Raw genomic sequence first — 17,010 nt, forward strand, 5'->3', positions numbered from 1 at the left:
GGTCCATCACTGGTAGGTGTAGAAGCCCTCGCCGGTGGCCAGGCCAAGCTTGCCCTTGTCGATGTAGTTTTCCTTGAGCCAGGCGGCGATCTCCTGAGATTCGGCATCCCCGTGGACCATGATGTTGTAGGGAGTGTTGAGGCCGATGATGTCGAGCATCTGGAACGGGCCCAGCGGCGCGCCGGTGGCGATGCGCCAGGTGCTGTCGACGTCCGGCGGGTCGGCATAGCCGCCGAAGGCCAGCCCGGCCGCGGCGTTCAAGAACGGCACCAGCAGCGAGTTGAGCACATACCCCGCTTTCTCTTTGTGCAATGCAATGGGCACCATGCCAATGGCTTTGGCGAATTCGACGACCTCGGCAAAGACCTTGGGGTCGGTATCGGCCGTGCCCATGATCTCGGCGGTGTTGAACTGCCAGACCCGGTTGGCGAAGTGCAGCGCCAGGAATCGGTCGGGACGACCCGTGGCATCTTTGAGGTCGCTGGGCAGCAGCGTCGAGGAATTGGTGGCGAAGATCGTCTTCGGCGGTGCCAGCGCGGCGAGCTTTGTGTACGTTTCCCGTTTCAGTGCGAGGACCTCGGGAACCGCCTCGATGATCAGGTCGGCGTTTTCCGCGGCTTCGGCGAGATCCGAGGTCAAGGTGATCCGATCCAGCGCCGCGGCCGCCGCTCCGTCCCTGGCGTCGGGAACCTCCTCGGTGTAAGTAGTCACCAGGGTGTCGTAGCGTTTTGTGGCGGCTTCCAGCGCGTCGGCGTTGATGTCGTAGGAGACGACGGCGAAGCCCTTGAAGGCCGACTGGAAGGCGATCTGCGAGCCGAGGACGCCGGCGCCCAGGACTGTCACGTTGCGGATGCGGGTGCTCATGATTTGCTCCGTTCGACGACGGTGACGCTGGCGATTGTGATGGCTTGCACACCAGTCTTTTTCAGGTCAAGCGTTGTTCGGCGTCCGGACTGCGTGAACGCTCAGACCGATCGAAACACCGGGGCGAGGCCATTCATAGGGCCCAAAGACCCGGACCGACTGGGAGGCCGATCGATGTTAGGCATCGGTTTTCAGTTTCGATGCCGATTCCGGATCGGAAGGGCCGTTTAGCCCCGAACGCCCGGGACTAAAGCCTCCTGAGTACGCATCCCCGGGATGTTAACGTGACACATGGATGCCATGGTTTCCGGTTACGGGATATCGAGATAACCAGCGCAACAACGAATCCAGGAATTATCGCCGGTATCCGCGAACCCCGTCTTCGACTGCCGGCCATGCGGCGGGTACGCGTGACGCAATCGATGAGGGAAGGGAGCGACCGCGATGACCGAGGCCAAACCGCGGGTCCTGGTACTGGGGAGCAGCTTTGCCGGGCTGACCACCGCGCGATTCATTCGTGAGCACGCCGGTGAGGCCGTCGATCTCGCCGTCGTCGACCGCAACCCCTATCTGACGTTCGTGCCGAACATCCAGATGGAGGTGCTCGCCGACCGCGATCCCCTCGAATCGATGCTACTGGAAACACCCAAGATCCACGACCGCGACGGCAACACCTTCCTGAACGCGGAGGTGATCGCCATCGACCCCGATGCCCGGCGCGTACACGTGGTCCCGAGCGACCGTCCGGGCGCGGCGACCGAGGTGCTCGGCTACGACTACCTGGTGATCGCGCTCGGGAACCGTCTGGCCTACGACCAGATCGAAGGCTTCGGGGAACACGGTGACACGGTCTCCAGCGGCTACTACGGCAACAAGCTGCGTCGCCGTCTCGCGGCGTACAAGGGCGGGCCGATCGCCATCGGCTCGGCCCGGTTCCATCAGGGACTGCAGGGCAAACCGGACTGGCTGCCCGTCGGGCTCGCCGCCTGTGAGGGACCGCCTCTGGAGCTCGCGCTGGCGATGGCGCACTGGCTCGGGGAACACCATCTGGGCGACGCGCATCGCATCACGCTGTTCACCCCCGCGGGGATGATCGCCGAGGATGCCGGCGAACAGATCGTCGCCGGATTTTTGAAGATGGCGGCCGAACGCGGATTCGGCTATCTGAACAAGACCGACGACGTCGTGCGTCTTACCGCCGACGGGATAGAATTCCGCAACGGCGCGAGCCTGGAGGCAGAGATCAAGATCGTCCTGCCGGACTGGGTGCCGCACCCGTTCTTGAAGGATCTGCCGGTCACCGACGAGATGGGTTTCGTGCTCACCGACCGCCGGATGCGCAACCCCGAGCATCGCGAGCTATTCGCCGTCGGCGACGCGGCGGCACTCACGGTGCCCAAGCTGGGAGGCCTGGGACACCAGCAAGCAGAGATCGTGGCCCGTCAGATCGCCATCGACGTCGGCGTACTGGCCCCCGACGACGCCGGGCCGGACTACCAGCCCGAAATTCTCTGCTTCGGCGACATCGGTGCGCACCAAGGCTTCTATATCTACTCGAACACCTGGTTCGGCGGCCACACCTCCGTATTCAAAATGGGCCACGCTCCCTACGCGATGAAGCTGGCGTTCAAAGAGATGTACTTCCGCACCGGAGGGAAGCCCCCGGCGTTCGGCGTGCCGGCCACTCACTTGCTGATGGACCACTTTCCGGGCGAATAGGAGGGACCGGACCCAGATCAGAAGCCCAGGCGATCCAGGCTGCTACCGCATGGCCCGTTTGTTCGGTGCCGAAGGTGCTGAAGGAGGGAGAATTTTCGGATGGATAACGTCGATGTGCTCACGATCGGTGCGGGCGGCGGTGGCTACCCCGCGGCGTTCCGGCTGGCAGCTGCGGGACGCCGGGTCGTGATGGTCGATCCCAAGGGGGTGATGAGCGGAAATTGCCTGGCCGAGGGCTGTGTGCCGTCCAAAGCGGTGCGCGAGATCGCCCATCACCTCCTGCGGCACCGACGCTTTCAAAAAAGTGGGCTGCACGGGGACGTCTCCGTCGACTACTCCGAGGTGGTCGCCCACAAGGACCAGGTGCAGACCCGTCGCTACGAGCAGCACGATGCGGAGTTGCGGGCAGCACCCAATGTCGCCCTGCTCACGGGAACCGCCCGCATCGAAGATCCGCACACGGTGGCGGTGGACACCCCGGAGGGGCTACGTCGATTCACTGCGCGCAATATCATCGTCGCCAGCGGCTCCGACATTTCCGTTCCACCGATCCCCGGCCTGGAGCACTGCCTCAGCAGCCGGGATCTGTATGCACTGCACCCGTCCCTGTCGACGCTGCCGTCCTCCATGCTGGTGATCGGCGGCGGTTACGTGGGATTGGAGACGGCGTCGTTTTTTTCGGCTTTTGGCTGTCGGGTGACCGTGTTCGAAAGGGAAGCACAGCTACTGCCCGGTATGGATCCCGACATGGTCGCGCAGCTGGTTCCGCTTTTGGATCCGAATATCGACATCATCCTGCAGGCCGAAGTCCGGCGGGTCGAACCAACCTCGCAGGGCGTTCGGGTGGTGTTCTTCGACGGAACCGCGGAACAGCACAGGTCGGCGCAGCAAGCGTTTCAGGCGCTCGGCCGCCACCCGGTGATTCCCGCGGGCCTGCGCGAGATCGGTGTTACGATCGGCGCCCACGGCGTGCAGGCCGATCCCACCCTGCAAACCAATCTGCGCCACATCTACGCCTGCGGCGACGTCAACGGGAGAACTCCTCTCTTTCACGCCGCGGTCCGCCAGTCCGTGGCCGCCGCGGCGAACATCCTGGCAGGTGATCACCACGCCGACGCCGTGGACTTTCTGTCAACTCCCACAACGGTCTTCACGCTTCCCGCCGCCGCCTACGTCGGTCTGACCCGCGCATCTGCGGCGGCAGCGGGAATCTCGATCGAAGAGAGTGCCTACTCATTTGCCGAGGACAGCCGGGCACAGATCTTCGGCGAAACCCAGGGCGAGATCCGGCTGTTCTTCCAAACGGGTTCACTGCGGCTGGTGGGCGGTTGGGTCGTCGGAATCGACGCAGGCAACCTCATCGGCCAGATCGGGCTCGCAGTCTCGCGCGGACTGGACGCCCGAGACCTCGCAGCCTTCGCCGACCAGCACCCGATGAGCGCCGAAGGAATCTCCCGGGCGGCCCGAAGCCTGTTTTAAGGCGTGGGACGCCAGCAGGCCCGCAATGCGCCGGCGCCGTTGGTGTGTCCCGGCACCGACCCGCTGCACCGCTGGGCACGCCCAACCTGGTGGCGGAAAAAGCCGTCGCTCGCTTAACGCCGCCACGGGGTGCTGCCGATCAGCATTTGGTACTCGTGCCGGGATGGGCGTGCCGCTCGGCCGGCACAGCAAAACGCCGGGCCGCGGTCGCAATCAGATCAGGGCCCCACCGGACTGTTCGCCGGTACCGTCCGGCCCGGACTGATCGTCGTTCTCGACCACCGCCGACGCCAGCGCCGGCCCGGCGGCACCGCCTGCCGACGCGCCCTGGGAGAACGAGCTGATCGCGCTCGGTGGCCCGGTGGCAACACCCAGGACCGTCGATGCGGCGCCCGCCGCGGCCAGCAGCGCCGACGCCACGGTCCCCGCGGCCGGCACCATCGCCGACGGGTTCACCGCCGCGACCCCGTCGAGCAGGTTGGCCAACAGCGGGGTGCGGGCCGCCGACCCGGCCGCGCCGGGCAGCGTCGCCGAGCGAATCAAGCCCGCCGCCGCGTCGTCGGCCTCTGAATAGACGCGGGCGATGTCCATCAATGCCGCCCCCGCTCGCGCGAGCTCCTCCTGGGCCGCGCTGGTCAACGCCAGCATCGCCTCACCCTCGGCCGCGAAGCTCGCCGCCGCCTGCAGGGAGACCTCTTCGGCCCCGGCGGGCGCCAATCCGGCAACGGCCGGTAACGCGATGGCGCCGGACCCCAGCCCGCGGGCGGCCACCTCGATCAGTTTCGCCCCGATGGCGGCGGCGGCCGGATCAATGGACATCTCCATGTGCGTAGTGCTCCCGTGAGCTCGTCCGCGGCCACACGCCGTTCGCCGGCAGGCCCGGATTCGTCGGCGACACAACTGATCCTAGTGGCCCCGCCGGGGTGCTCCCGACGCTTTTCGCGGCCCGAAACCCCGCGACAGTTCGCGAATCGTCGAGGCGAACCGTCAGCCAGAAAACGAAGAGTTCACGGCTCTGCGCAGCCGATGGCATTGCCGAAAAGGGCCTGGCGTCCTGGCCTTTTGGCGTCGGCACACCCCCGGTACGCCGCTACCGACGGGCCGCGGGCGCGTGCTTCGATGGCTGCGGGGCCGCGCGTGCGCCGCAGCGTTTCTTCACCCCCCGAGGCACCCTAGAAAGGCCCGACGACACCGATGAGACCGTTGGCTACGGGAAACGGGTTTCCCGACGCGGTGGTCACGGGCATCGCCATGACGACCGCGCTGGGGACCGATGCCGAGACGACATCGCAGTGCCTGCTCGACAGCCAAAGCGGCATCCGCACGCTCGATGACGCGTTCGTCGAGGAGTTCGAACTGCCGGTGCGCATCGGCGGGCATCTCCTCGAGGTTTCGAGCTGACCCTCCCCGAGATGCGCCGCATGAGCTACCTGCAACGCATGTCCACCGTGGTCAGGCGGCGGGTACGGGACAACGCGGGCCATCCCGATGGTCGACCCCGACCGGTTGATGGTCTCCATCGGCACCGGCCTCGGCTCGGGTGAGGAACTGGTCTTCAGCTAAGACGACATGCGGGCCTGCGGGGCCGGGGCGGTGTCACCGTTGGTCGTACACAAGTACATGCCCAACGCCGCAGCGGCGGCGATCGGGCTGGAGCGCCACGCCAGGGCCGGCAAACCCCGGCCCGGCAGATACGACTACGCCATCAACAACTCGGGTTCGCCGGACACAACGTCGCGCTCGCCTTCGGCCGGTACTGTCCCGGCGCCCGGTCCACTTCACCTTCACCCGGCCGCGGGCGAGCCACGCGCGAGGCAGTAATGCCCTCGAGATAGGGACCAAGGCCTCCTGACGCTGCGCGTCCGGCCGCCTAGGCCGAAGTTACTGTAGCTGAAATGGGTGAATACCTGGGCTGAGCTGGGGATTTGTTTGGTTTGGGGGGTGGTTGTTCTGGCTACGCGGTGATGGTGAGCGGGATCGGGGTGTTGAGCAGGTCGAAGGCGCGGCGTTGGTCGGGGGTGGGTTCGGCCAGTATGGGGACTTCGGTGTTAGCGCCGGGGTAGCGGACCTGGTTGCGGGTCAATGTGGCCAGGTGGTCGAGCAGTCCACGGAAGCTGCGCAGCGGGTTGCCGTGGGTGTCGTGCTTGCGGGTGGCTTTGGCATCGGCGTGGGGTGAGCGCTGTGCGGGCGCGACCGGGTTATCCCGCTGGGGTGGGTGCTCGTCGGTGAATGTCATTGGCGCCCAGGTTTTGCGCAGGTGCCAGATGAGGTAGCAGGCGAGCAGGCAGATCAGCACGTGGGCTTTGACGCGGTCCTCGAGACGGTGGTGGATGGGCCGCAGGTCCAGATCGTCGGTTTTGATGATGCGAAAGTCGCGCTCGACGTTGGCGAGGTTCTTGTAGCTTTGCACCACCGCGCCGGGGTCGAAGGTCCTCGGCGTCGACGCTGGTGCGCAGCACGTAGATGCCGTCGAGGGCGGCTTCGGCCTCGATGCGGGCCTGGTCGCGGCGGTAGGTGAAGCTGGTGTCGGTGATGTCGCGGTGAAAGTGCTTGCCCATCTTGTACTTCCCGATGGCCGCGCCGACCACTTCGCCGATCTTGCCGGCCCCGCGCAGGGTGCCGCGGTTGACCCGGTCGGCGATCGCGGCGAGTAGTTTCTCGGTCGCGTTGAGCAGGTCGCTGCGTTTGCGGGCGCGTTCGGCGGCCAGCGCGGGGTTGCGGCAGGCGATCAGCCGTTCGCCGGGGTAGTCGGGATGGGTGATCTCGGCCAGGTCCTGGGTGTCGAAAAGGCTCATCTGCAGCGGGCCGTCGTCGGCGGCCAGTTTGGCGATCGCCGGGGCGCGCAGCGCGGTGATCCACCCGAAATCGGTGGCGGTGTCGGGGTCGTCGTTGAGCTTGCGCAGCGCGTCGATGCGCGCAGAGGTGACCATGCCGCGATCGCCCACCAACACCAACCGCTGGATGCCCAGCTCGTTGCGGATGACGGTGACGATCTCAGTGAAGGCATCCGGGTCGGCGGTGTTGCCTTTGAACACCCGCACCGCGACCGGGCGCCCGGCCGGATCGGTGAGCACCCCGTACTCGATCTGCTCGCAGCCTTTCTTGCCGTCGCGGGAGTAGCCGCGCGCGGCCAGCTCGCAACACCGGCCGGTCACCCATGCGCTGGTCAAATCGAACAGTGCCATCCGGCCCGGATTCACCTGCGGGGCGAGGTGTTTGGCCGCGAGCTTTTTCTCGATCGCCCCCTGTCGGCCGGCCAGCCAGTCCATCGCGGCGTAGATCTCGTCGGTGGATGCGCCGGCCACCCCCAGGTCGGTGGCCAACGTGGTGTCGGGCCACCACGCCAGCGTGGATAGTTTCGAGCCGGGCCGGATCACCCGCGAGACGATCAGCGCCAGGACGAGATCGCGTCTGCGCCCGGCCGGGCCCAGCAGCGCGGGCAGGCCCAGCTGGCGCGCTACCGCCGCGACCGCGGCCACGTGCCCATGCGGCAGCGACCGCACGATGCTGAATTCGCTGCCCGCCGGCACCAGCGTCTGACCCTTCAGCGTCGCCTCGATCGCGTCGACGGACTCCGGCGGCAGCATCGACAGGTTGGCCACGGTCTCGTTGCGCACCGCAGCGCCGTCTCGGTAAGTGCGCCGCAGGTAGGCCGACGTGTACTGGCGGCGCTGGCCCTGCTTGTCCACGTGCGTCTTCCGGACTCTGACTACGTGAACCCGGCCCTGCTGACGCGGCATAACAACGATCATATTTCATTCCAAACTTCCCGCGAAGGCGACACGCCGCATATTCTGACTACATATCTACGCCGGTTCAAAACCATCTACCCAGTTCAACAATCAGATAACGCCCGAAAGCAGTCGTAACTTCGGCCTAGGGTCGAGCATCATCGCCGATTCGGCTATGCGCTCGCGAAGGGAGACTCGGATGTCACCTCGACAGGCGTCCGCGGAGATTCTGGTCGCTGTCGACGGCTCGCCGTCGTCGTTGGCGGCCGTCGAATGGGCGGCCCGAGACGCCGCATTGCACGAGGCGCCTTTGCGGCTGGTGCACGTGGCCCCGGCGATCACCGAATTCTTCGGTCCCGTGCCGCCGGTGCCGCCACCTGGCGAGTACTCGTCCTGGCAGGAACAGCACGCGCACCAGATCCTGGAGGAGGCGCACAAGATGGCCGCCAAGGCGGCCCAGCCTCATGGCGCCTACCAGATCACCAGCGACGTGCTCTACGACGCCCCGATACTGCCCACCCTGATCGATCTGACCAAGGCGGCCCAGCTGGTGGTGGTGGGCTGCCGTGGCCAGACGGCGGTGGCCCGCGCCGTGCTCGGGTCTGTCAGCTCCGGCCTGGTCTATCACGCCAAGTGCCCGGTTGCGGTCATCCACGACGAGGACTCGCTGGCGACCGTCAGCTCGCACGCCCCCGTCGTGGTCGGCGTCGACGGCTCGCCGGCCTCGGAGCTGGCGACCGAGATCGCCTTCGACGAGGCGTCCCGCCGCGGCGTGGGGCTGGTGGCTCTGCACGCGTGGAGCGACATGGGCCCGTTGGGCTTCGGGCGCCCCGGCCAGGCCCCCGTCGAGTGGGCGAACTTCGAGGTTCGCGAGGGGGAGGCACTCGCCGAGCGGTTGGCGGAATGGCAGCAACGCTATCCGGACGTGGCGGTCAGCAAGATCGTCGTCAGCGATCGACCGGCACCCCGGCTGCTCCAACAGGCCGAGACCGCCCAGCTCGTGGTCGTCGGCAGCCACGGTCGCGGCGGCTTCAGCGGCATGCTGCTGGGCTCGGTCGGCCGCGCGGTCGTCAATGCCGCGCGGATACCGGTCATCGTCGCCCGGAGTCCCGAATAACCCTGCCGGACGGCGCGTTTCACCGGATCGACAGGCCGCTCAGCTGGCGGCGGGATTGGTCTTGTCGACCGACGTGCGTCCGGCAGCTAGCCGGCCTGCACCAGCTGTTTCATCGGCTTGTCGCAGCAGACCTCCGAGTGCTCGTTCTCCGAGGTGCACGGGCAGGGCTTCTCGTAGACGAGCACTGCCCCGCACTCCTCGCACTCATACCGGGCTCCGGCGCTACGGGACATGAGGACCTCCTCCTCGGTTTGGGGCGCCCCGGAATCGGGTGCCGCCGTGTTCGACGTAACTAGGTCTGCGGGGCGGTCAGCGGGCTCCCCAGATCCCGGACCATCGGCCGCCCACGCGGGGCGGGTCGGCTCGTTCGGTCATGAATGGAATGATCGCGTGTGCACAACCGCGAGGTCTAGGGACCATCGGCCCTAAACACGTCCTGCCCGGATTCCTGGGGATCAGCCGGCGCGCGTGGCGTGGACGACGTTGCACGGCAAGTGAATGCGGGCGTTCTCGAGGAGCGGCAGGATCGCGGCCATGTGTTCGGCCATTCGCCGCATCTGGTCGGCCTGCCCGGGTGCACTATCGCTGCCCGTGATAGCGCCGAGAGCTTCGAGTTCCATCGACCGCGGTTGGGCCGCTCCGATGTCCCACGGGGCGCCGTCGGGAGCGGCGCCCCCCCGGGCACGCGGCTTCGCCGCGTTAGAGCCTCCCATAGGATTCCCCTGTTGCGCCGGAAGGGTTCTGACGCGGGCGGGCTTTTGGCTACTGCGAAGGATTCCTGCCGACCGCGAACCATTCGACCTTGGCCTGCCACGAGCGCGCGGAACCGTATGCGAAACCGATCGCGCCCAGGCATGTGCACAGCCAGACCGGCAGGGTGATGTCGACGCCGACCTCGGCCGTGGCCACCTGGATCACGGTCGCGGCAACACCGAAGGCGGCCGAGGCCAGATAGAGGTTGGCGGTGGACGTGGAGCGGGGATCCCTCCGCAGGATCAGCAGCACCCGGCCGGCGTAGAGAAACAGATAGACCAGCATCGTCCCGAGCACCAGCCAGTAGGCTCCGAACCAGAAGGTTCTGACGTGGGCCACGAACAGGTCCGGCTGGTATTTCTCGTCGGCGAGGACAAACGTCGCCACCAGCAGCGGAACACCGATGCGCACCGGCGTCTCGACCTGCCGGCGGAAAAGCCCGCGAACCTGCTCGGCGCCGTTGAGCCGGGCCAGACCGTGGTGAATTATCGCCGTGACCGCGACGACCAGGCAGAGATGGGCGAACAGGTCTTCGACGTTCCACCGCCGGAAAATGTGGTGGAGCGGCGGCCCCAGATGGGCCGACGCGCACGGCGACATGAGCAACACCGCGCAGCCTTGCAGGGCGATGTTGAGGCTCGCGCCCGCCTCCCACCGGGAACGCCAGGTGTGACGGCGGATCCACAGACTCCATACCAAGGCAGCCAGTGTCGTGAGGATGAGCACGCACTTCATTGCTCGCGACCGACCGTTTTGCCCAACCGCCGTCAGATCGACGGCTTGTGCGGGTCCGGGCTCAGATCCCGCAGTCGGGACGGGTGGGGCGCCGAATCGACGTATTCGGTGACCGCTTCCGGCGGGATCAACCCGTAGCGGACCTGCAGGTCGACCGGGTTCAAACCGAAGTAGGTGGCGACCCTGATCAGATTGTCGGCCGTGATGAGCCTGCCCTCACGAGCCGCCTTGTAGTACGCGGATTTGCGGTAACCGAATGCTTCGTAGACCTCGGTGGCGGCAAGCGATCTGCCTACAAGATAGGGCAAAACCACCGCCGGATCTTTGTCGCGGTCGTCCATGAACCCAAACAGTACGCACTCGGTTGCCAAAGCGTGCAACAGCATCGCGGCCGAAATTGTGCGTGTCCGGCTTGGGAAAATCGCCCGCGCAACCATCTTTGTCGACGCCCGCGCGTTGCCGCTGCCGCGAAGAAAGTTGGCTACACGCCGCGGGTCTCGTCACGCGGTGGCCTACCATCAGCCCATGCGCGGCGCAAAAATCCTGATCACAGGTCCGACAGGTCAAATCGCCACCCCTATCGCCCGGGCCCTCGCGGCCGAGAACGAGGTGTGGGGGATTGCCCGGTTCACCGATCCCGCCGCCCGCGAGCGTCTGGAAAAGGCCGGGATCCGGTGCGTGCCAGTGAACCTGGCGGCCGGTGAGTCCAGCGAACTCCCAGAAGATTTCGAGTATGTTCTCAACTTGGCCGTGGCCAAAAGCGGGCATTGGGACAAAGACCTCGCGGCCAACGCCGAGTCGGTCGGTCTGCTCATGGCGCACTGCCGCGGCGCCAAGGCGTTCCTGCATTGCTCCTCGGCCGCCGTCTACGACCCGCCGGGCGACGAGCCGCGCAGCGAGAGCGCCGCCCTGGGCGACAACCACAAGCCTTTGTTCCCCACCTATTCGATCTCCAAGATCGCCGGTGAGGTCGTCGCGCGCACCATGGCACGCGTTCTCGGCGTGCCCACGACCATCGCCCGGCTCAACGTCCCCTACGGCGACAACGGCGGTTGGCCGTTCTACCACATGGAGATGATGCTGGCCGGCATCCCGATCCCGGTGCCGCCCGGCGGACCGGCCCGCTACAACCCGATCCACGAGGACGACATCATCGCGACCATCCCCAAACTGCTGGAAGTGGCGTCGGTCCCGGCGACCACGGTCAACTGGTGCGGCGACCAAACCGTCAGCATTCAGCAGTGGTGCGGCTACCTCGGCTCACTCGTGGGCAAGGAGCCCGTCTTCGACGAGAGCGACCAGGCGCTGCGCGGCAACCCCACGGACGCCACCCGGATGCGCGAACTCGTGGGCGCGACGACCGTCGACTGGCGCGACGGGCTGCGCCGCATGGCGGCCAAGTTTCATCCCGAGCTGGTCGGCTCGTAACCGGTTGCGGCACATCACAACACGGGCAGGCGTCCGGCTACCAGTAGCGCAGGGCCTGCCGGAACAGGTCCGTCAGCACCGGCTTGGTCATCTCCAGGGGCGCATTCTGCAGTAGGCGCTGCTGTGGGTGGGCGCCCTCGGCGAGCGCCGCCACGTCGGCGTCGGTGTAGCCGACCCCGCCGAGGCCGTTCGGCATGCCCACCGCACGCATGAGGCGGACGAGCTCCGCCGCGAGGACTTCACCGGCGTCCGCCCCCGCGGCCCCGCGCGTGTCGGCGCCGAGCAGTCGGGCGGCCTCCAGATGGCGCTCCGGGCTGACCGCCGCGATGTGCCGGAAGACCGCGGGCGCGTTGAGGATGACGGCCATGCCGTGGGGCACCAGCGGCTCCTCGGCGGGGTAGCCGGCCGGGCGGAAGTCGCGCACCAGCCCCGCCACCGCGTAGGCCATGCCGTGCGGCGCGTGCACGCCCGCGTTGCCGAAGGCGATGCCGGCAAGCGTTGCGGCCCACATCATCTGCTCGCGGGCGTCGTTGTCGGAGGCGTCCCGCACCGCGCGCTCCATGAACAGGCCCAGCACGCGCAACGCCTCGCGGCAGCCCAGGTCGCTCCACGGGTTGGCGCCCTGGCTCATCGGCCGCAGGCTCGGGCGCTCGGGTGCCCGCCGATGGACGTAGGGACGTGCGGTGTAGGACTCCAGCGCGTGCGACAGCACGTCGAGGCCGGCCGCGGCGACGACCTCCGGTGGCAGGCTGGCGGTGCAGTCGGGGTCGACCAGCGCCTCGGTGGGGCGCAGGGCGTGCGAGGCGATGCCCGTCTTGGCCGACAGCGCGAGCAGGTCGAAGATCGCGATACCGGTGACTTCGCTGCCGGTGCCCGCTGTTGTGGGGCAGGCGATGTGGGGCCGCAGCGGGCCGGGAACGGGTTTGCCCTCGCCGACCGGCGCGTTGACGTAGGCCAGCAGGTCGGCGGGGTGGGTGGCGTAGAGGTTGGCCGCCTTGCAGGTGTCGATGACCGACCCGCCGCCCAGGGACACGTAGCCGTCCGGGTTCGACTCTCGGGCGAAACGCGCAGCCTCGGCGAACGATTCGTCCGTGGGTTCGACGTGGACGTCGGTATAGGTGAGGACGTCCAGACCGGCCGCAACGAGCGAGTCGTGCGCCGTGGCGAAGACGGGCAGTGTGGCCACCCGCGCATCGGAGAACACGGCGACCCGCCGCAACCCCAGCGCGCGGGCCCGGTCGCCCAACTCCGCCAGGCAGCCCCGCCCGAAGGTGACCCGGGAGGAGTCGACCGTGAACGCGCCGTCGCAGCCCTCGGCCGCGGCCGGGAATTCGCAGCATCCCATCGGGGCCCTCCTGAGTCCGGTAGCGACGGGAGAGTACCCCACGCGGCCGACGCGCACCGGCGGCTCCGCCGCGACCGTGGACCCTTGACCGCGCCGCACCCGGAATGCTAAGCAAGTGCTCAGCATTCCGGGCATCGTGGCGCCGGTTGCGACAAGCGACGGGGAAGGATCGGATGACGCTGCAGTCGGTACTCGAGGACATTCGGAAACGGCCGGGGTCGGGGGAGGTCATCCCCGTCATCGATCCGGTCACCGAGGAGCCGATCACCGAATTCACCGACTGCGGGCCAGCAGCCGTCGACGACGCGGCCGCGCGGGCCAGGGCAGCCTTCGAGGCGGGCGTCTGGGCCGGCCTGCCGGGGCGCGAGCGGGCCAAGGTCATGTGGCGCATCGCCGACCTGATCGAGCAACACGCCGACGAGCTCGCCGAACTCGACTCGCTCAACACCGGCATGCCGTTGATGCAGGCCCAGCTCGTCGTGCCCACCTGCGCCGAGTTCTTCCGGTACTACGCCGGCTGGTGCACCAAGGTCAACGGCAACGCCTACGACGTCAAGACCAGCGGCATCGCGTCGGACACGTACGTCGACATGCACACCTACACGCTCAAGGAGCCCTACGGCGTCGTCGGGCTGATCTTCCCGTGGAACGGCCCGATCTTCAACGCGAGCGCCAAGCTCGCGCCCGCGCTGGCCGCCGGGTGCAGCATGCTCGTCAAGCCCGCCGAGGAGACCCCGCTCTCGGCGCTCCTGCTGGACCGCCTCATCGCCGAGGCCGGCGTGCCCGACGGCGTCGTCAACCTGCTCACCGGCTACGGCCACACCGCGGGCGCGGCGATCACCGCGCATCCCGACGTCCAGAAGGTGGCCTTCACCGGGTCGACCGACGTCGGCAAGGAGATCGTGCGGGCATCCGCCGGCAACCTCAAAAAGGTCATGCTGGAGCTCGGCGGCAAATCGCCGGTGCTGATCTATGACGACGCCGACCTCGACCAGGCCATCATGATGGCCGCGATGGGCATCTTCGTGCACTCCGGCCAGGGATGCGTCTGTGGCTCAAGGATTTTCGTGCAGCGCGGCGTGTACGACCGGGTCGTCGAGGGGATCGCGATGATCGCCGACAACCTGAAACTGGGCGGCCCCCGGGAAGAGGGCAGCATGAGCGGTCCGCTGATCAGCCAGAAGCAGCTCACCCGTGTCCTGGGCTTCCTCGACGAAGGCAGGTCCGACGGCGTCGAGGTGGTCACCGGCGGGCACCGGCTCGACCGCAAGGGCTACTTCGTGCACCCGACGGTGCTGACCAACGTCGAGCGCGGGATGCGGCTCTATCAGCAGGAGATCTTCGGGCCCGTCGTGACCGTGCTGCCCTTCGACGACGACGACGAAGCCGTGGCCATGGCCAACGACACCACCTACGGCCTGGCCGCCACCGCGTGGACCACCAACCTCGCCCGCGCCCACCGTCTCGCCAAGCGGCTGCAGGCCGGGACGGTGACGCTGAACTGCCAGTTGGTGTTCGACCACACGGTGCCCTTCGGCGGCTACAAGCAGTCCGGGTGGGGCCACGAGTTCGGCCGCGAGGGCATCGAGGCCTATATGCAGACCAAGTCCGTCTGGGCCCAGCTGTAGCGACGCCTACCGGTCGAGCACGTCCGCGTTCATCTCCGCGCGGAAGCGCCGATACCGCTCGGCGTGACCGGGCCGGCGCCGCACCAGCAGCCAGCCGGCCGCCAGGACGGCGAACCACAGCGGAACCCACGCCAGGGCGACGGCGCTACCCCGGTCGACGCACAGCGTCGCGACCACGAACGCGAAGAAGACGAGCACGGCCCAGCACATCGCCACGCCGCCGGGCATCCTGTAGGCCGACTCGGCGTGGCGCTGCGCGTGGCGGCGGCGGTAGACGAGGTAGCTGACCACGATCAGTGCCCACACGAACATGAACAGCAGCGACGAGACGACGGTCAGCAGGGTGAACGCGCCGATCACCGAACCACGCACGTAGAGCAGCGGAATGGCGGCCAGCATCAGTGCCGCCGTGGCCAGCAGCGCGCGCGACGGCACCCCGTCGCGGCTGAGCCGGCCGAACGGTGCCGGGGCGCTGCCTTCGTCGGCCAGGCCGAAAAGCATTCGGCCCGTGGAGAAGACCCCGGAATTCGCCGAGGAGGCCGCCGCGGTGATGACGACGAAGTTCACGATCGACGCGGCCGCGGAAAGCCCGGCCAGCGAGAACATCATGACGAACGGCGATTCCCCGCCGGCGAAGTCCCGCCAGGGCACCACGGTGAGGATGGCCAGCAGCGCCCCGATGTAGAAGATCGCCACCCGCAGCGGAACGGCATTGATCGCGCGGGGGAGGGTGCGGCGTGGGTTGACCGTCTCGGCCGCCGCGATACCGATCAGCTCGACTCCGACGAAGGCGAACGACGCGATCTGGAACGCGCCGATCGCGCCCGTGAACCCGGTGGGGAAGAATCCGCCGTCGTTCCACAGGTTCTCGACGGTCGCGCGGTGACCCTGCGGTGAGACGTATCCGGTGGCCAGCAGGACGACCCCGGCGACGATGAAGCAGACGATCACGGCGACCTTGATCAAGGCGAACCAGAATTCGATCTCCCCGAAGTTGCGGACACCGGACAGGTTCACCACAAGGATCAGGGCGACGGTGAGCAACGCCGGCAACCACGCCGGCAACGCGGGCCACCAGAACTCCGAGTAGCCGGTGATCGCGACCACCTCCGCGGTGCCGGTGACGACCCAGGCCAACCAGTACGACCACCCCATGAAGAAGGCCGCCGCGGGGCCGAGCAGATCGGCCGCGAAGTCGACGAACGACTTGTAGTTGAGGTTCGACAGCAGCAGTTCGCCCATCGCGCGCAGCACGAAGAACATGAAGAACCCGACGATGCCGTACACCAGCAGCACCGCCGGCCCGGCGTGGGCGATCGTTTTCGCCGACCCCAGGAACAGGCCCGTGCCGATCGCGCCGCCGATCGCGATCAGCTGGATGTGTCGGTTGGACAGCCCTCGGTGCAGGTGCGGGACGGCGGCGTCGTCAGGCATTAGCGGACGGTACCGGACCGGCGGCGCGCGATTCCGGACACGCGCAACGCCGCGCGTCTTACGCTGCATCCGGGGCCGAACGGAAGGTGGGTTCGACATGGTCTCGCGAGCCGCATCCGTTGCCGCCGGTGTCGCCGCGGCGGCGGCCGTCTGCTGGCCGGCCGCGCCGGCGAATGCCGATCCGCCGCCGACGGAGGTGATCACCATCGTGGCCGTGGGACCCGACGGCCAGCCGGTCAACGGCTATCAGGAGGCGCCGGCACAGGGCAACGTCCCCACCGTCGACCAATGCACCACCCCGTCGCCGTCGGCGGTGGCCGACGACATCTACTACTGCTCGCCCAGCGCCGCCGGCGCCGGCACCTGCTGGCCCGCCACACCCGGGTCGCTGCTGTGCATCGACAATCCCTGGGACATGCGCCTGCACCGGGTGGGCTACGGCGGTCCGCTGCCGCCGGTGCAGCCGCTCGCGACGCCCGATCCGTTCGCGCTGGTCCTCGACGACGGCACGCGCTGCCTGTTGCGCAACGGCGGCGCGTGGGGCGGGCGGGACGACGGCTATGTCGGGGTGTACGGCTGCGGCGACCCCGCCGCCCACCTGGCGGTCCTGTGGCTGCCCAGCCAGGGCGCGGGAACCTGCATAGATCGCGCGGCACCGGTGTGGACGGTCAAGGTCGGCCAGGTGGGCACCTCGAGCACTCCGTTCCCGCCGCCACAGATCCATGCGGTGACGACCGCATGGTTCGCCGGCCGGTGACCGGCGGGTGCTATAACGCA

The 17,010-nt window shown here is 67.8% G+C and carries 14 protein-coding genes and 2 pseudogenes; 7 read left to right on the top strand and 9 right to left on the bottom strand.

Going from position 1 to position 17,010, the window contains the following annotated elements; translation table 11 throughout:
* Positions 1-6: 6 nt before the first annotated feature.
* Positions 7-864: a 3-hydroxyacyl-CoA dehydrogenase gene (locus tag AB8998_RS15140; protein ID WP_369738637.1), complete on the bottom strand. Its 858-nt coding sequence runs from the start codon at positions 862-864 to the stop codon at positions 7-9.
* A 444-nt stretch (positions 865-1,308) separates the two neighbouring features.
* Between AB8998_RS15140 and AB8998_RS15145 the strand changes: the two genes are divergently transcribed.
* Together AB8998_RS15145 and AB8998_RS15150 are read left to right on the top strand one after the other, a co-directional pair.
* Positions 1,309-2,583, top strand: coding sequence for an NAD(P)/FAD-dependent oxidoreductase (locus AB8998_RS15145; protein ID WP_369738638.1), 1,275 nt, complete (start codon positions 1,309-1,311; stop codon positions 2,581-2,583).
* 99 nt (positions 2,584-2,682) lie between these two features.
* Entirely contained in the window at positions 2,683-4,062 is a 1,380-nt protein-coding gene (locus AB8998_RS15150) for a dihydrolipoyl dehydrogenase (RefSeq protein ID WP_369738639.1), read from the top strand.
* 213 nt (positions 4,063-4,275) lie between these two features.
* On the opposite strand, the gene AB8998_RS15155 is transcribed toward AB8998_RS15150, so the two are convergent.
* On the bottom strand, positions 4,276-4,881 hold the full coding sequence (locus tag AB8998_RS15155; RefSeq protein ID WP_369738640.1) for a PE family protein: 606 nt from the start codon (positions 4,879-4,881) through the stop codon (positions 4,276-4,278).
* Positions 4,882-5,256: 375 nt separating this feature from the next.
* Here AB8998_RS15155 and AB8998_RS15160 point away from each other — a divergent pair.
* Positions 5,257-5,748: pseudogene (locus AB8998_RS15160) on the top strand (beta-ketoacyl synthase N-terminal-like domain-containing protein); the annotation flags it as partial.
* Positions 5,749-6,016: 268 nt separating this feature from the next.
* Here the strand turns inward: AB8998_RS15160 and AB8998_RS15165 are convergent.
* Positions 6,017-7,802 (bottom strand): annotated as a pseudogene (locus AB8998_RS15165) (IS1634 family transposase).
* A 190-nt stretch (positions 7,803-7,992) separates the two neighbouring features.
* On the opposite strand from AB8998_RS15165, the gene AB8998_RS15170 reads away from it, so the two are divergent.
* Positions 7,993-8,910, top strand: coding sequence for a universal stress protein (locus tag AB8998_RS15170; protein ID WP_369738641.1), 918 nt, complete (start codon positions 7,993-7,995; stop codon positions 8,908-8,910).
* Between the two features lie 86 nt (positions 8,911-8,996).
* Here AB8998_RS15170 and AB8998_RS15175 read toward each other — a convergent pair whose 3' ends face one another.
* From AB8998_RS15175 to AB8998_RS15190, 4 genes are all read right to left on the bottom strand, one after another.
* Positions 8,997-9,143, bottom strand: a complete 147-nt coding sequence (locus AB8998_RS15175; protein WP_369738642.1) for a hypothetical protein — start codon at positions 9,141-9,143, stop codon at positions 8,997-8,999.
* A 222-nt stretch (positions 9,144-9,365) separates the two neighbouring features.
* Positions 9,366-9,530, bottom strand: coding sequence for a hypothetical protein (locus AB8998_RS15180; RefSeq protein ID WP_369738643.1), 165 nt, complete (start codon positions 9,528-9,530; stop codon positions 9,366-9,368).
* Between the two features lie 142 nt (positions 9,531-9,672).
* On the bottom strand, positions 9,673-10,362 hold the full coding sequence (locus AB8998_RS15185) for a hypothetical protein (protein WP_369738644.1): 690 nt from the start codon (positions 10,360-10,362) through the stop codon (positions 9,673-9,675).
* A 68-nt stretch (positions 10,363-10,430) separates the two neighbouring features.
* Positions 10,431-10,739 (bottom strand): hypothetical protein, encoded by a 309-nt coding sequence (locus tag AB8998_RS15190; RefSeq protein WP_369738645.1) that lies wholly within the window; start codon positions 10,737-10,739, stop codon positions 10,431-10,433.
* Positions 10,740-10,923: 184 nt separating this feature from the next.
* On the opposite strand from AB8998_RS15190, the gene AB8998_RS15195 reads away from it, so the two are divergent.
* Positions 10,924-11,826: an NAD-dependent epimerase/dehydratase family protein gene (locus AB8998_RS15195; protein ID WP_369738646.1), complete on the top strand. Its 903-nt coding sequence runs from the start codon at positions 10,924-10,926 to the stop codon at positions 11,824-11,826.
* Between the two features lie 37 nt (positions 11,827-11,863).
* Here AB8998_RS15195 and AB8998_RS15200 read toward each other — a convergent pair whose 3' ends face one another.
* Positions 11,864-13,171, bottom strand: a complete 1,308-nt coding sequence (locus AB8998_RS15200; RefSeq protein ID WP_369738647.1) for a hydroxyacid-oxoacid transhydrogenase — start codon at positions 13,169-13,171, stop codon at positions 11,864-11,866.
* Positions 13,172-13,344: 173 nt separating this feature from the next.
* Between AB8998_RS15200 and AB8998_RS15205 the strand changes: the two genes are divergently transcribed.
* Positions 13,345-14,799: an aldehyde dehydrogenase family protein gene (locus tag AB8998_RS15205; RefSeq protein ID WP_369738648.1), complete on the top strand. Its 1,455-nt coding sequence runs from the start codon at positions 13,345-13,347 to the stop codon at positions 14,797-14,799.
* 6 nt (positions 14,800-14,805) lie between these two features.
* Here the strand turns inward: AB8998_RS15205 and AB8998_RS15210 are convergent, their stop codons facing one another.
* Positions 14,806-16,233 (bottom strand): amino acid permease, encoded by a 1,428-nt coding sequence (locus AB8998_RS15210; protein WP_369738649.1) that lies wholly within the window; start codon positions 16,231-16,233, stop codon positions 14,806-14,808.
* A 97-nt stretch (positions 16,234-16,330) separates the two neighbouring features.
* Between AB8998_RS15210 and AB8998_RS15215 the strand changes: the two genes are divergently transcribed.
* Positions 16,331-16,990, top strand: coding sequence for a hypothetical protein (locus AB8998_RS15215; RefSeq protein WP_369738650.1), 660 nt, complete (start codon positions 16,331-16,333; stop codon positions 16,988-16,990).
* The last annotated feature ends 20 nt before the right edge of the window (positions 16,991-17,010 follow it).

Origin of the sequence: Mycobacterium sp. HUMS_12744610, from assembly GCF_041206865.1 — a bacterium.
Taxonomy (GTDB): Bacteria; Actinomycetota; Actinomycetes; order Mycobacteriales; family Mycobacteriaceae; genus Mycobacterium; species Mycobacterium servetii.